At 52.7% G+C, this 16,167-nt stretch carries 9 protein-coding genes and 1 pseudogene; 5 read left to right on the top strand and 5 right to left on the bottom strand.

Annotated elements, in window-relative coordinates; genetic code table 11:
* Positions 1 to 115: 115 nt before the first annotated feature.
* On the bottom strand, positions 116 to 2,221 hold the full coding sequence (locus H70357_RS06185; RefSeq protein ID WP_052091861.1) for a molybdopterin-containing oxidoreductase family protein: 2,106 nt from the start codon (positions 2,219 to 2,221) through the stop codon (positions 116 to 118).
* A gap of 120 nt (positions 2,222 to 2,341) precedes the next feature.
* Positions 2,342 to 4,240 (bottom strand): serine hydrolase, encoded by a 1,899-nt coding sequence (locus H70357_RS06180; RefSeq protein ID WP_052091860.1) that lies wholly within the window; start codon positions 4,238 to 4,240, stop codon positions 2,342 to 2,344.
* A 165-nt stretch (positions 4,241 to 4,405) separates the two neighbouring features.
* Here H70357_RS06180 and H70357_RS06175 point away from each other — a divergent pair, with 165 nt between their 5' ends.
* Both H70357_RS06175 and H70357_RS06170 read left to right on the top strand, forming a co-directional pair.
* Entirely contained in the window at positions 4,406 to 5,134 is a 729-nt protein-coding gene (locus H70357_RS06175; protein ID WP_038586984.1) for a response regulator transcription factor, read from the top strand.
* Positions 5,131 to 6,183 (top strand): sensor histidine kinase, encoded by a 1,053-nt coding sequence (locus H70357_RS06170; RefSeq protein ID WP_231578383.1) that lies wholly within the window; start codon positions 5,131 to 5,133, stop codon positions 6,181 to 6,183. Before H70357_RS06175 ends, H70357_RS06170 begins: the two co-directional genes overlap by 4 nt.
* Before the next feature lie 100 nt (positions 6,184 to 6,283).
* Here the strand turns inward: H70357_RS06170 and H70357_RS06165 are convergent, their stop codons facing one another.
* Both H70357_RS06165 and H70357_RS06160 read right to left on the bottom strand, forming a co-directional pair.
* Complete coding sequence (locus H70357_RS06165; RefSeq protein WP_063848018.1) at positions 6,284 to 6,778, bottom strand: HIT family protein; 495 nt, start codon at positions 6,776 to 6,778, stop codon at positions 6,284 to 6,286.
* A gap of 438 nt (positions 6,779 to 7,216) precedes the next feature.
* On the bottom strand, positions 7,217 to 9,196 hold the full coding sequence (locus H70357_RS06160; protein ID WP_038586981.1) for an elongation factor G: 1,980 nt from the start codon (positions 9,194 to 9,196) through the stop codon (positions 7,217 to 7,219).
* A gap of 236 nt (positions 9,197 to 9,432) precedes the next feature.
* Here H70357_RS06160 and H70357_RS06155 point away from each other — a divergent pair.
* The 3 genes and pseudogenes from H70357_RS06155 to H70357_RS06145 all read left to right on the top strand — a co-directional run.
* Positions 9,433 to 9,738 (top strand): annotated as a pseudogene (locus tag H70357_RS06155) (SDR family oxidoreductase); the annotation flags it as partial.
* 82 nt (positions 9,739 to 9,820) lie between these two features.
* Positions 9,821 to 10,792, top strand: coding sequence for an S-layer homology domain-containing protein (locus tag H70357_RS06150; protein ID WP_052091859.1), 972 nt, complete (start codon positions 9,821 to 9,823; stop codon positions 10,790 to 10,792).
* Between the two features lie 551 nt (positions 10,793 to 11,343).
* A complete protein-coding gene (locus tag H70357_RS06145) occupies positions 11,344 to 14,943 on the top strand; it encodes a M14 family metallopeptidase (RefSeq protein WP_052091858.1) in 3,600 nt (1,199 codons plus the stop codon).
* A 388-nt stretch (positions 14,944 to 15,331) separates the two neighbouring features.
* On the opposite strand, the gene H70357_RS06140 is transcribed toward H70357_RS06145, so the two are convergent.
* Positions 15,332 to 16,054, bottom strand: a complete 723-nt coding sequence (locus H70357_RS06140; RefSeq protein ID WP_038586979.1) for a hypothetical protein — start codon at positions 16,052 to 16,054, stop codon at positions 15,332 to 15,334.
* Between the last annotated feature and the right edge of the window lie 113 nt (positions 16,055 to 16,167).

The raw sequence follows: 16,167 nt of genomic DNA, 5'->3' as shown, positions 1-16,167 counted from the left end.
TGCTTTCTCAACCTCAGCAACGCAGATTTCCCTATACTCAAAAAACATCAGCTATAGCGTCAATAATCAAAACAGCCGCCCTTCACTTGCAAGGGCGGCTCATTTATTTGCAATATTACGACTCTTGAACCACCGTCTCCGGTTGCTCCTCTAGCTTCAGCTTCTCCACCTGAATCGTGGTCGAGAAAAAGGTGGCGCCGCGGCCCATGTCACTGAGCCGGTCCGGTGTCAGAACATTGACCCGCTGCGGGCCGTCTTCCCCTTCCCACCAGAGGCCTTGGCTGATCGCGGTGCCGGGCAGCATTTTGTCGGTCACAACGGCTTTCAGCACGATTTCGCCCCGGCCGTTATAGACCTTCACTCTGTCGCCGTCACGGATGGAGCGGGCTTCGGCATCCAGCGGGTGGATCTGCAGCATCGGCCCCTTCTCCATCCGCTGATGTTTCTCCACATTGGCAAAGGTGCCGTTCAGGAAATTGTGGTTCGGCGGGGAGATGAAGTTCAACGGATACGGATCATCTGCACGGGGACGGCGTACACCGTCATATCCTTCCTTCAGCGGTTCGTAAACAGGCAGGGGCGAGAGGCCCTCCGCCTTAAGTGTGGAAGAATACAGCTCGATTTTGCCTGATGGCGTAGGCAGCTTATCCAGAAAGTTCTCCCGCGCCGTCAGATCCAGCTTCACATGGCGCTCGGCCTGCAGCCGCTCCAGCGTGACACCGTTCAGGTACGGATTAGCCGGATTGTCCAGCGCTTCGCGGATCATTTCGTCCTCGCTCTGACTGAAGGCCTCCTCGTCAAACCCCATCGCACGGCCCAGCAGCGAAAACAGCTCAAAGTTGCTTTTGCACTCTCCCGGTGCCTCAAGAACTGGCTCCTGGAGCTGCATATAGTGATGCCAGTAGGAGGCATACAGATCGGTATTTTCGAACGAAGCTGTTGACGGCAGCACGATATCGGCATACTTCGCGGTGTCGGTCATGAACAGCTCATGCACCACGGTGAACAGATCCTCCCGCTGCATGCCGGCGCGCACCCGGTCCGCTTCCGGCGCCACTACCACAGGGTTGCTGCAGAACACAAACAACGCCTTCACCGGCTGCTCGGTCATCTCCAGCGCCTGGGCCAGCCGGTTCATGTTGATGCTCCGCGCCCGCGGATTAGGGCGCAGCTTTGGCCGTTCCAGCGCCCGGGCATTAAGCGCGTTATAAGCGCCGTTGTACTTCAGCGCACCGCCGCCTTTTTTCAGCCATTGGCCGGTCAGGGCGGGCAGGCAGCTGATGCTGCGCACATTCATCCCGCCGTTATCATGATGCTGCAGGCCGTTGCCGATCCGGATGTAAGACACATTGGCTTCGCCGTACATCCGTGCAAGCTGCTCCAGGTCGTCCACAGGGACGCCGGTAATATCCGAGACAGTCTGCGGAGGATACAGCTGCGCCTGCTGGCGCAGTTCCTCATGCCCCACCGTATAACGGGCCAGAAAATCTTCATCCACCAGCTTGTCACGGAACAGGATGTGCATAATCCCCAGCGCCAGCGCACTGTCCGTTCCCGGATGGAGCTGGATAAACCAGTCGCCCCACTGGGCCGTACGGTTGCGGTGAACATCAATAACAATGACCTTCGCCCCGCGCTTGCGCGCTTGTTCCGCCAGCACCACCTGGTGCATATTCGTACTGACGATGTTGGCCCCCCAGATAATAATCAGGTCGGCATTCACCGTATCCTCCGGATTTAATCCGCCCTTGAAGCCCATCGTATGCTTCCAGCCTTCATTTCCGGCGGATGCACATATGGTCAGCTCCAACCGGCTCGCGCCAAGCGCATTAAAGAAACGGCGGTTCATCCCCTCCACACTGAGGAAGCCCATATTGCCGTAATAGTTATAAGGGAGGATGCTCTCGGAGCCGAACTCTTCACTCACCGAGCGAAGCTTCCGGGCAATTTCGGCAATGGCCTCATCCCAGCTGATCGGTACAAAAGCTCCCTCCCCTTTAGGGCCAACCCGCTTCAGCGGCTGTGTCAGCCGATCCGGATGCTGCATCCATTCGCCTGCATGCCGCACCTTGTTGCAAATCGCTCCTTTGGTCACCGGATGCTCCGGGTTGCCCTCTATCTTGACGAGCTTCCCGTCCTTTTTGTGCAGCAGCAGCCCGCAGGTATCCGGACAATCGAGCGGGCATACTGCGGGAAAGACTCCGTCCTGTATGTTCTTCATGTCAGCTCTCTCCCATCGCTTATAGCAAACGTTAAGATCATAGCTTAATCATACACTAGGGCTCCGGGCATGAACAGAGTGCCTAAATAAATCCCCATTGGAAAAGTGAGCTTTCCCGGGCTACGAGAAATGGATTGATAACATATTCCAATAGTACATAAATCCTGTATAACCGATGCAGGCAATCGCAACGAAGCAGCGCGTCAGGGCAACGACTTTTCCTTTAACAGCCTGACTGGCATTCCGCCAGAGCAAATGAAGAGCAAACAGGACAGCCACCAAAGGCAGTGAAGAGACACCCCACGCATACCACGCCGGGTAGCCGAAGGTAATGGACCCATTGCTGTAAGTCAGCTGAAGCAGCAGAAAGACGGACATGAGCAGCGAGATTGCAGTAATATGCAGCGATACAGTTCTGCGCGGCTTACGAAATAACCGCACGACATAACGGATCAGCGTGACTGCCAGCAGCGCAAGGAACAGTAATCCAGGGACAATGTACACGATGAGCAAGGTGGAAGGACGTTTCCAGAAGCCCGGCTCCGGTGAGAAGGTCGTCTCCTGGATGATGGTCATTTTCCAATGATGCTGCTTGTCGATCAACAGCTGCATCCCACCCTCCTGTTCCTGAAACAATCCATCGGCAATCGGCACGAAGCTCTTCTCCGCCGTTTCTCCGCTCCCATCCGGGAATACTCCGCTCACAACCAGTTTTCCTTCGGCTGCTGTAACCTTGTAATTTCTGCCGCCCAGGAAATACAGCCATTTGCCCCAGCCATGCTGCGGAACCTTGGCAAAGGTATAAGTCCGCTCGTATTGCTGCAAATCCTCCAAGGAATACGGCAATGGCGTCACAGCTTCCGTCTTTTTGGTTAACAGCCCGGCAACCGCATCCGTGACCTTGTTGTAAGTTATCCCACCCTCTTCACCATTGCTGACAATTAGAATGCCAAGCTTCTGCGAAGGGATAAGCTCCATTTTGGCGGCGAATCCTTCGATCTCTCCGGTATGCGTCAGCACAGTGCTACCATCTGCAAGATGTCCCCGATACAGGCCATATCCTACACCGTCAACCTTCGGGTGCTCAGCAAATTGAGACTGCTGCATCATTTCAACGCTGTCAGGCTTCAACAATGCTGTCCCTTGATAAACCCCTTGGTTCAGTAAAGCGATCATAAAATGGGCAAATTCATCGGGAATCACACTCAGGGCCCCGGCCCCAGGGATGTGGGGGTAAGTCGACGACACAGCAGTGTACTTTTTATTGGAATACACATAGGATTTTGCCATATCCGGGCTGCTTTCGGGAACCGTCAGACTTGCGCTGGGCATCTTCAGGGGAGTAAACACATTCTGGAACATATAGGCCCCTAGATCAGTACCGGCAGTCTGCTCTATCAAGTTGCCAACCAATCCCAGTCCCGCGTTGCTGTATTCGTATTCCTGTCCCGGCTCCCTCACGGGAGGCTGCTGGCGGAAATATTGCCGCAGATATTGCTCTGCCGAAAGAGACTTCTCCCGGGAGTGGGCCTGAATCTTGTAGATGGACTCGTCCAGCCCGGCAGTATGGGTCAGCAGGTGATGCAGCGTAATGGGCTGCTTTCCGAAGGAAGGCAATTGATACGCGTGCAAAAAAGTATTAAGGTCATCATGCAGCGTCAGCTTCCCTTGCTCTACCAATTGCATAGCTGAGACGGCTGTTACCGTTTTGGTAATCGAACCTAACCGCATGATCGTTTTTGCAGGGTCTACAGGAATGCTCTGTTCAACATCGGCATAACCATAACCTTTGCTGAAAATAATCCGGTCTCCCTGAGTCACGACTACGGCCGATCCGGGAACATGCCGCTTCTCAAGCTCCTCTTGCATAATAGGGTCTATACTCTGTTCAAGCTGGCTCGCCGATAAAGCGGCAGGCACAGCAGGTGTGGCGGCCGCTTCTGCTTCATGGCCCATGAAGACGTTCATCCCCAAGAAGACAAGCGGCACTGCGAGCAATCGCTGTAATTTGTTTTTCATTCTTGCAACCTCCAGCACTATAATGGTTCGTTCTGCTTTTAGCATACCGTCCGTTTCTGTCCTGAATCTTCCCTCAATCTTAAATTCATCTTAAGATCATAAAATACGCTTCAAAAAATGATAGACTGATGAAAATAGGACAACTTGAGAGGAGCGGAGCAGCAGATGAGCAGAACTGTTTTGCTGGCGGATGATGACCCGGATATTCTGGAATTACTGAGGCTGTTTCTGGAGCGGGAGAATCTGAAGGTGCTGGAGGCACTGAATGGCATCGAGGCATGGAGTTTTATACGGGAGCAGCGGGTTGATCTGGCTGTAATTGATATTATGATGCCTGAGCTTGACGGTATTCAGCTGCTGAAGCTGCTCCGGACGGATTACAAAATTCCCGTTATTATTATTTCCGCCAAAAATGAGGACAGTGATAAAATTCTGGGACTGCAGCTGGGTGCGGATGATTTCATTGCGAAGCCCTTCAATCCGCTGGAGGTTATGGCCCGCATTCAGGCGATGCTGAGACGGACCTATGAATTTAACGAACCTACCGGCCAGGAGGACCCTGAGCCACCGGCTCCGCAGGAACGCACAGTCATCGGGCAGCTCGAGCTGGATCACCTGGATTGTGTCCTGTACAAAGAGGGCCAAGACATACCGCTGACGGCGATCGAATACAAGCTGCTCACCACCTTCATGGACTCTCCGGGCCGGGTATGGACCAAAAAACAGCTATTCGAACAGGCCTGGTCTGATCCTTATTATGAAGATGCCAACACCATTATGGTACATATCTCGCGGCTGAGAGAGAAGATTGAGGACAACGCCAGACAGCCGGTGTATATCCGGACCATCCGCGGACTGGGCTACAAGTTCGCAAGGAAGGATGATTTCCGGTGAAGAAAAACACGCTTTTGTCCAGGCTGGTCAAATCCTATATCTTGTTCGCATGTACACTGGCTGTTGTCGGCATAGCCTTTCTAATTATGGCTATTGATGTGGAGCAGGAAACCATTACGGTCTCCGTGCAGTGGCTGCTGCTCCTGCTTGTATTATTTGGCCTAAACGTCTTAATCTACAGTGTTTGGACAGCCCGGCGGATCACCAGACCCCTGGAGCAGATTGCCGGAGCCATCCGGGAGATGCGGCTGCGTAAATTTCATAAGCGGCTGGATATTCAAACTGGCGATAGCGATGAATTCGCCCAGGTGCAGATGTACTTCAATGATCTGGCCGAGTCGCTGCAGCGGACAGAAGCCGAAAACCGCAGGCTGCAACTGAGTAAGCAGCGGATGCTTGTCGATCTGTCGCATGACCTCAAGACCCCGATTACTACTATTCAGGGCTACGCCAAAGCGCTGCAGCTCGGAATGGCGGACAACGAGGAGAAAAGAGAGCAGTATTTGCAGCTTATCTATAACAAATCCCAGCTTGTTACCTCGCTCATCGACGATATCTTCCATTTGTCGAAGCTGGACAGTCCCGACTTTCCTGTATCCGTCGAGCCCGGCGATATCGCCGAGCTGCTGAGGGAAGCAGCGGCGGATTATTATCAGCAGTTCGAGGACAAGCAGTTTATGCTGCATGTTGAAATCCCGTCCCGTGAAGTGCTGGTATCTTACGACACCAATCTGATGCGGCGGGCCATCGCCAATCTTTTATCGAATGCGCTGCGCTACAATCCCCCCGGCACAGAGGTTACGCTCCGGCTTGAGCAGTCGGAGGATGTCGTGCGGCTAGCTGTAATAGACAATGGCGTAGGCATTTCCGATGAACTGAAGGCTGTGATCTTTGACCCTTTTGTACGGGGCGACGCCTCCAGAAAACGGGACGGGGGCAGCGGACTGGGACTGTCGATTGCCAAGCAAATGATGGTGCGGCAGGGGGGCGAGTTGAACCTGGACAACCGCCCAGGCCGGACTGCGTTTGAGCTGGTGCTGTACCGGTAAACAAGGTCTTCGATCAATGACAGGGGATCGGTGAAAAACCCACGGCTTCATCTTCCTGCCAGCCTGCGGATAAGATTATCCTTGCGGCCTACGCCGGTGTTCACTCTTTTGGAGGCTCCCCAGGCGCTGATAACAACTCTGATGCAGTTGCTGATGCCGACTCTGGAGCTGTTGCTGGCTCTGGTGCTTCCAATGCTCTGACCAGCTTTTCCTTGACCTCATTTAGGGGTCTTCCGCTCAGAAAGCCCTCCTTCGGCTCGGACCAGGCAAATCCGTCTCCCTCATACCGGGGGATCACATGCATGTGATAATGTCCCAGGTCATTAAACACTCCGCCGTTCTGGCAGATTGTAATTCCATCCGGCCGGAAGGCGCGCTTAAGCAGCTGTGACATGGTGACAGAGACACGCATAATGTGCGTTGAGGTAGCTTCATCCATCTCTTCAACATCCAGATAATGCTCCTTAGGCATAATCAGCAAATGTCCGTCATTAAACGGGGCGATGTCCAGCACACAGGCCACATACTGATCTTCATAAACAATTTGCACCCCCGGCTCCAGCCGGTTAGCGATTCTGCATCCCAGGCATTCCATACCGATTCTCCATTCTATCCATTCTACTAGGTTACTGCATCCCCCATGTGACATCCCTGCGCACCACCATGCATCATGCAATCATCAATAATCTACTGCATTCTCTACAATAGAAATGCCTGCCATAACCTGAGATTCGTGTTCTGCTGCAGTTTGTGCAGTAGAAATCAGCGGAACCCCCTTATTATTGGCAAATTGAGAAATTCAACTGCAGGAAGTGCAGCAGATTGCCATTTCCAGCTCAAAAATCAGCCATCTGCTGCATCTTTTACAATAGAATCCCTTCAGCACCAGCCTCTCGACTTCTAGCTTTAGCCCATCCAGCGCTTTGCCCGCTGGGAGACGTACTCACTCGCATACGGCCGGCATAATCCTCCGCCCCCGTTCTCCTTCATCCAGCTTCACTCCAACTAATCCTCTCCACCAGCCTCATCCGTTTCATCCTTGCAGCGCCTTGCGCACACTGAGGATATATTTGGCTTGGTCGAGCGGATTCACACCCCGGCGGGTACGCTCGGCGGTGACGTCAGGCGGGCATTCCTCGTAGCCGGCAAAAAAAGACGTGAACGTGCTGCGCCCCTTCGTGTAGGAGCTCAGGGTCACCGGGTAATCGAGCGATGTCGCCAGCGGCAGCCGGCCCTCGATGATCATCCGCTCGCCCTGCAGCACCGGCGGCTCGAAGGTGCCGCGCATCTGCACGAGGTCGTTCATTACACGGCCGCCGTTCTCCTCCGGCACTACAATGCGTACCTGGAGAATCGGCTCCAGCAGCGTGGTGCCGATTCGGTTGAGCCCGTCCATAATGCCCATCGGCGTAGCTACGGCAAAATCCAGCGGATGGGTATGCCACACATGATGGTTCCCCTCCACCAGCGTCACCTTCAGGTCGGTCACCTCCCAGCCGTAGAGGCCTTGCTGCAGCGCCTCCGGCACCCGGCGGGTTGTCTCGTTCTGGTACTGCGGGAGCAGATCCGAGCTGCGCACCAGCGATTCATACACCAGACCGCTGCCCGGTGGCCCCGGCTCAATGAGGAAGCGCAGAATCGCCCAGCACGGCTTCGGCATCGTATAGGCGATGAAGCCTTCACCCGCGCGGCTTGGCGTCTCTTTGTAAATCACCGACGGCTGGCCGAAGGTAACCTTCAGGCCGTAACGGCTCTCCATTACGCTGTCCAGCACCTCCAGCTGGATCGGGCCCATGACCTTGATATGCAGCTCCCGCTCCTCCTGCAGCCACTGGGCATCCAGCAGCGGATCTTCGTCCGCCAGCTCCTGAAGCGCGCCGATCACCTTGTGGTCATCGAATTCCGCTCCCCAGAAGACACGTACAGTCAGCAGCGGCACAGCCAGCTTCGCTTCCTGCGGAATGGCATCCGGCCGGCCAAGCACATCACCGATCCGCACGCCGGAGAGCCCGTATACTACGGCGATATCTCCGGCCTCGAGCGCCCCGACATCCTCCGTCCGTCCACCCTCCACCTTGCGGATCTGCGTCACTTTGGCCTCTACATTCTTTGAGTAGTTCTTTACCGTATCACGGTTACGTATCGTTCCATCATACAGCCTGACAAAGGCCATCCGGCCCATGCTTTTATCGCGCTGAATGTTGTACACGATGCCGGACACCGGCTGCTCCGCATCCCCTCCAGCCCGGGGATAATAATCGATCATCGCGTCCAGCAGCTCCGTAATGCCAAGGCCTTTGGCCGCGACGCCGTAGACAAGCGGGAACATCCGCCCCGAAGCCGCTTCCGCCTGCAGATGTTTTTTCCATACCGCAAGATCAGAGGCACCGCCTGACATGTAGAGCTCCAGCAGCCGCTCATCTCGTTCGGCCAGCGCCTCCAGCAGCTCCGTCCGTGCCGCCGCATCTGCACCTGCCTGCCATAAATCTGAGGCACCCGTGTATTCCTGCTCTTTGCCGACTGGCTGCTGGACCGGAATAATATCGCCGGACAGGTAGGTGCGTGCCTGCGCCAGCACAGCCCCCGGATCAGCGCCGACGCGGTCCATTTTGTTCACAAAAATCAAGGTTGGAATCCCCAGCTTGCGCAGCGCATTCCAGATCATCTCGCTCTGAGCCTGCACACCTTCCACCGCCGAGAGGATCAGCACCGCGCAGTCCATCACGCGCAGACTCCGCTCCACCTCGGACAGAAAATCGACGTGGCCCGGAGTATCCACCAGATTAACCTGCACCCCTTTCCAGGCAAATGAAGCCAGCGCCGCCCGCACCGATATTCCCCGTTGCCGCTCGACCTCCATCGAATCTGTCATAGCCGTTCCGCTATCCACACTGCCGAGCGCACGAATCCGCCCGCTTTCATATAAAATATGCTCCGTCGTGGTCGTCTTTCCCGCATCGACATGGGCAAAGATCCCGACGTTAATCCGTTCCATTCCCTGCTGCTGAATCATCTATGTTCTCCTGTCATGGTCTGAAAGTAGTAAATATAGCGCTATCATCCTTAAGTGTACTGCGAAATGGCTCTTTTGTTCAATTGCAAGAGACATAGCGGTATGAGTTGCTAACAGCGCTGGTGAAGGGATCTGAAGCGTCGCTGCACCTTCCGGCATCCCCGCTTCCAGACTGGTTCATCCCCAATGAGAGGGGTATGTAGTTACTGACAGAGCAACTTTTAGGAGAAATTATTAAGGCAGGCCAGGTCGCTTTTATGAAAATGGCTGCACTGGAGCTGGCGCAATACGCCATCCGCGTAAATGCCGTCTGCCCCGGATCAATTGATACCAATATTGGTGATAATACGTACAAAAGCGATGCAATTGAGGAAGTGAAAATCCCCGTGGAGTTTCCGGACAGCAGTCATCCGCTGGAGCAAGCTCCCGGCAAGCCGGAGCAGGTAGCCAATCTGGTGCTGTTCCTTGCCTCGGACGAGTCCTTTCATGTCACGGGGACGGAAATATTTGTGGATGGTGCTGAGTCGCTGCTCCGCGGATAAAAGCTTAAATTACATTTAATTTGAGCCACCCTGCAACATTTTGCGGCATTCTGCCATCTAAGGGAATAAGAGGTGAGGCACAATGAAGAAGAAACAATCATTCCAGATGAACGCTAAAAAACTAACCATAGCGTGCAGCATTCTGGCGGCAAGCTTGTCTTTGGGAACATCGGCATTTGCATTTTCCGATTTGAAAGGCCATTCCGCCGAATCCAAAATTAATACTTTGCATAAGGACGGGATTATCAACGGAGTAACCAGCGACAAGTTCGCACCGAAATCAAAGGTAACCTTCGCCCAGGGCATTCAGTTTATCGTAAGCGGACTGCAGCTGTCCCCGCAAACCGCTGGTAAAGCTAGTGATTACTTTGACAAAGTAAAGGACAAAGCCTGGTATGCTTCCGCATTCGTAGCCGCCAAGCAGAACGGCCTGTCCTTGAATAAAACCGTTGATCCGAACAGCACGATGACACGCGCCCAGTTCGCTCATTTGCTGACCCAGGCTTTGCAGAGCAAGGGCAACTTCCCGGTAACGATGATGTTTGCCAATATTTCCGATGGCAGCAAGCTATCCACGGCGGAAATGAACAGCCTGCAGATTCTGGTTAACACACATATCGTTACCCTGGAGAAGAACAACACGTTCCGCCCATCAGAAGCCGTTACCCGCGGGGAAGCAGCAGTATGGCTCTTCGATGCAGTTAAATTCGCCAAGGAAGTCATTGAGCCGGATGGCGGAACAACAGCTCCTTCTTATAATTATGAAACGGCAGTGAAGCTGGAAAAAGCCGCTGACGGAGTAAACAAAGTTACAGTGACCGTCAGCAACCTGCCGCATCCGGGCTATGGCCTAAGCATCGACCGGATCGAATTTGGCAAGAACAAGACAGCCGTCATCTATTACAGCGTAACCCAGCCGGATCCCGGCAAAAGTTACGCGCAGGTGATCTCGGCAGCTTCCGTAGTCACCTACTTGCCGGAAGGCTATACGGCGACAGCCCAGCCTGTAACCGGCACTGCCGGTTCCTCAGTATCCTCCAGCAGCGTTCAATAATTTGCCGCTACTGAACAAGTGGAAACGGCTTCGCCGTCCTCAACAGGACGGTATCCGTTTCAGCGAGAAATATAAATTCTTATATTTGAACAAAATCACCCTAACGGGTGAATAGCTTTCTAGCCAGCGGTTATTTATCCGCTGGCTTTTCTTTTCTCACCTACAGAATCTACCATCCCACATCATACGCAGTCATAGTCAATCCATATCTCAGGCTCTTCCTCCCATGGCTCCCGCAGATCCCTTTCGTTAAGCTTATCCTGTTCGTTCTCTTTCACTGTCAGACTCATTGATAAACCCCCTTGAGCGATCCCCGGCAACTAATCTATGAAAAAGCTTCCGCTTTTGAATAAAATACTATATTATATAAAATTAAATGTATATTAAAAATATATTATGTATATTAATTCATCACACGCGATGTGATTATGACATAATCATGGTAGCATTGCCGTGCGAATCTATTGGAGGGATGCATAAACCTGCAGACGCTGGAGTAGTCCGTTTTACTAGAAAGCCTACAAATAGAGAGAACTACTGGGAGGTAAATGATGTCTAAGAAATTATTATCCTTATTAATCGCGTTAACCCTGACGTTGTCCGGAATCCTTCCGGCAGCCTATGCCGGTGAAGTTGCCGCTGAGGCACAGCCTCAGGTTCTAACTACACCGGCATCCACGGATTCCGGCTTATCATCTACGGTTTCCTCGGAAGTCTATCAAACTTCTGTTCCTTCAGTATCGACAGCAGTCTACCAAGCCTCAATGACCGAGGCCAGAACACTGCCGATAACATTGACCCTTCCCGATGGTCTGACAGCAGACCAAATCACCTGGAATTTTGGCAGAACGGCGGAAGAGATGAAGCCGCTAACACAGTGGAAAAAATGGAACAACGCTTCTAACGTTAGAGCATATACGGGTGATCCGTTCGTAAAAGTAAGCTATGAGACTGTCTCACCTTCTACGGTAACCGCTCTGGTATACTTCGATATGCCATTCGGCTCCAACCTGTCACTTAGCGGCATCCGGGCCGAGTATGTGAAGCTTGCAGGTGTATACAACCTGACGGCGACCACTCCTGACGGTGAAGCGCTGGTACAGCAGCAAGTGAAGCTGAACCCGTATGATACCTATCATACATATGATGAGATCAAACCGGCGATTGATACCATTACTGCCGACAGCAACAATAAATATGGCCGTTATGTGGAGTATCAGCAGATCGGAACGTCCACACAAGGACGGGCGATCCACTTCTCCATCGTAGCCAAGGACAAAGCGTCCGTAGACCAATATTTGAATGAAACACTGCCGCTGATGAACAATGATCCTGCTGCATTGCAGGAGATGATCAAAAACGGCCAGTTGCAGGACTATAAAGTGCCCATCTGGCTGAACAATATCCATGCGGATGAAGCCAATGGCGTAGACGTTATTATTAAGTTTTTGGATACGCTGATGACCGAGAAAATCGTAAACTATGATACGACCAATGCTGACGGCAATGTCGTTCCGGTTACACTGGACATTGACAAGGCGCTGGACAATGTGATTTTCCTGCTCGACTATGTGGAGAATCCGGATGGCCGTGCTTTGAACACACGTGCGACTTCAACGCTGCTTGACCCGAACCGCGACAACTCCTACCAGACCCAACCGGAGACTCAGGCTGTTACAGCACAAATCGCCAAGTGGACCCCGCTGAGCTTCCTGGATATGCACGGGTTCGTGAGCGGCTTCCTGATCGAGCCATGCACACCACCACATGATCCGAACGTCGAATACGATCTGGTCATGGACAATTTGATTGAGCAGGCCACAGCAATGGGGAATGCCGGGATCGCCAACACCAAATATGAGGAGTACCACATTCCTTATCTGGAAGCTGAGAAATTAAAGAATGACCCGGATTATGCCGATCCTTATGGCAATGCTACCGGATGGGATGATGCTTCACCGGCTTACACTGCTGTCTATGCGATGCACCAAGGTGCCCTTGGACATACCATTGAAGTGCCGGAGCTGAATGAGGATTCCCTGAACGCCTTCTATTATGCAACTCTGGCTGCCACTAACTATGTGCAGGACAACAAAGAGAAGCTGTTCCTGAACCAGCTCGAAATCTTCAAACGCGGCTTGAACAATGAAGACAACAAAGCAGTTGACCCGTATTTGGTAAATGCTAAATATGAATCGGTCGGCCGTGAGCGTGAAACGGAAGAAAGTAACTTTTTCCCTGAATATTATGTGCTTCCAGTAGCCAAAGATCTGCAAAAGAACGAGCTGGAAACATACAAAATGGTGAAATACCTGCTTCGTAATGGAGTGAAGGTAGAGCAGACAATTACTCCGGTAAACGTGGATGGCGTCACTTATCCGGCAGGAACCTATGTGGTGAACATGCATCAGGCCAAACGAGGCTATGCCAACCTGGTTCTGTATGACGGACTGGATGTATCCGACTTCGATGCGATGTATTCCGACACCGTACAGAATTTTGCGGACATGCGGGGATTCGACCGGTACATCAGCCGCAGCGCTGGTGCATTCTCCGGCAAGACACAGCAAGTTAGCAGCATCGTCATTCCAGCGACAGATCTGAATCAATATCGTTTTGAGCAAAATTACGTCATCCGCAACAGCAACAACGATGCGATCAAAGCGGTTAACGATTTGCTTGCGAACCGAAAAGCAGTAACCCTGCTCTCGAACGATGGACCCGGCTATGAAAAAGGCAGCTTCCTGGTCTCCAGATCAAACCTGAGAACAGTAGCATCCAAATACTTGCTCGACCTAGTGCCATTCAGCGAATCAGGTGACAAGACAGGCAAACTGCTCAAGCCAGTGAATGTTGGCATTGCCGCAGCACCTTCCTTTATCGTGGCCGATCTTGGATTTAAGGTAACTTCCGATGCTGCTGCGGCAGACGTCCTCGTTAATACAGGTACAAACCTGATTGCCAGCGGCAAGCCGTTCATCGGATATGGACGTACAATGCTCAACAGCCTTAAATCTCTGAATATCTTACCGGGCCTGGATTACTCCAATCCGGTGAACCAATCGAACAGATCCGCAGCACATGAAGGCTTGTTCAAAGCAACCGTCTCGCAAAACAGCGTAATTACTGCTCCTTATGCAGACAATGAATACCTGTATACCGTATCTGCCGCTTATATCACGGCTGTTCCGGAAGGCGCTGAAGTGCTGGCGAAGTACGGAACGGGCGATGATTTCTTCAAAGCCGGCTGGTGGCCGAAAAGCGATTCTGCCAAGGGTCAGGTAATGGCACTGGATTATCAAACGGACAGCATCCATGTGACCTTGTTCGCGAACGATCTGCTGAACAAATATCATCCGCAGAACCAGTTCAGATTACTGGCGAATGCGATCTATGCCTCCGCTCCGGCAGCTACGGAAGCAGACGGTATGGATAATGGTGCGCTTGAGCCGGTTCCGGCTACACCGGCTTACCCGGATACTAGTGTGCCAGCTCCAACTGCAACGCCAACTGCAACGCCAACTGCAACGCCAACCGCAACACCGGCTCCAACTGTAGTTCCGGCTACACCACAGCCGACAGCTGCACCAGTTCCGGCGGTCAATTTCACGGATCTGGGCACAGTAGCCTGGGCAGAAGCTGCTATCAAAGAATTGACGGCTAAAGGCATCATTAACGGTGTAGGCAGCAACTCATTCGCACCACTCAAAGAAGTGACCCGTGCTGAATTCATCACCATGATCGTCCGCGCCTTTAACCTGCCGCTGGAGAACGTTTCGGCTGACTTCAGTGATGTAGCAACTTCGAGTTGGTCTTACAGCTATGTTGCCGCCGGTGTCAACAGTGGTCTGATCAACGGTGTTGGCGGAGGCAAGTTCGAGCCTAACCGCTCCATCACGCGTGAAGAGATGGCGATCATCGCCGCGAACGCACTGACGAAGTTCAAAGGCAAGTCGGTTACCGGTGCTGATGCGCTGCTTGCGAACTTCAAAGACAAATCGAGCATTGCTTCCTATGGTAAAAACGCAGTTGCTCTGCTTACCCGGGAAGGCATTGTGAAAGGCATGACAGCCGACACATTTGCGCCAAAAGGTATTGCCAACCGCGCGCAAGCCGCTGTCATTATCAGCAACATCATCAACCTGCAATAGTCCGAAGGGATGATTGCCGTGAATGTGAACAGGGATGCCCCCGGCCGCAATGGCTGAGGGGCATCCCTGTTTGTCGTAGAGTAGTTACGTATCACCCGGGTAAATGAGATTACTGTAAGCGAAAGTTCCGCGTTCTCCAATTGACGTTTTGAAAGCGCCGAAGCCAAGCAGATGCCGCTGCAACGCAAGCTCGAAACATTCAGCAAGCAGCTGGGCGTAGCCATTATACTGCTGTCCATTTTGATCTTTGCCATCCAGGCCGGCCGTGTTTGGCTGTCGGCTCTTACCTCGATCGTAACCGTTGTCCTCTCCGCAATACAGAACAGAGATTCTCCAATGATGGGGAATCTCTGTTCTTCTCTTCTGATGTTAAGTTCATCCAAGGCTTTTATGGCGTCCACTGATCGTGAACGATGCCTACAAGCGCACGATCTTCGCCCATCTTCTCGAAGACCAGCCGCAGGCTGCGCCAGTCCATGCCTTCGACGGAAGGATCGATACCGTCGATATGGTACTCCACGAAGTCGTGAGTTTCCTTCGGATAAACTTCGTTGATATTGTTGACTGTCGTTCCTTGCCCCAATCCCTTATTCAGGGCGATTTCGGCATCACCGGCAAAGTCTGCATCATATACAAACTGCTTAAAGTATTCTGCAAAGGTCAGCTCAATCAGTTCACCTGAACCGGCGAACTCCCGCCACTCATATTTCGTGTTGTCTTTCATTACCCCCTCTAGCTTATCACGGGTAAAGACCAGATCCTTCTTGGGATCGACATATGCATAGGGTGAGAAGCGGACGCCTTTATCCGGGTGAACCCAGGCCGCGAGCGACTCCATATCACTGTTCTTCAGCGCCTTCATCACCGTTGCGGCAGCTTCCAGTGCCGTTGGAGGCATCCCTTCCTCAGGTTCTGCCGGTGCTGTCGGATCAGCCGATTCTTCCGGTGCAGCGCTTGCCTCCGGGCTTGATGTTGGACCGGCTTGAGCTTGTTCCTGTGACTGCTGCGGTGCCAATGTGGCCTCCGGTTCTGCTGGTGTCGTGCTGCAGGCTGCAAGGAGCAGCATTGCAGCCACCAGTGCGAACCTTCCAAAAATTCTTGCCGAGTACATGAATTCCCTCCTTATTCTGCTGTCGTTCTTAATTAGACACTTCACAACTTGTTAAAGTTGCAAATTAAAGAACCGGCTGCACACCCCTTAAGAGGCATGCAGCCGGTTCATTT

The organism is Paenibacillus sp. FSL H7-0357 (assembly GCF_000758525.1).
Lineage (GTDB): Bacteria > Bacillota > Bacilli > Paenibacillales > Paenibacillaceae > Paenibacillus_AQ.
Note: the sequence above shows the minus strand (reverse complement) of the source record. Positions and strands in the feature narration are given on the sequence as shown.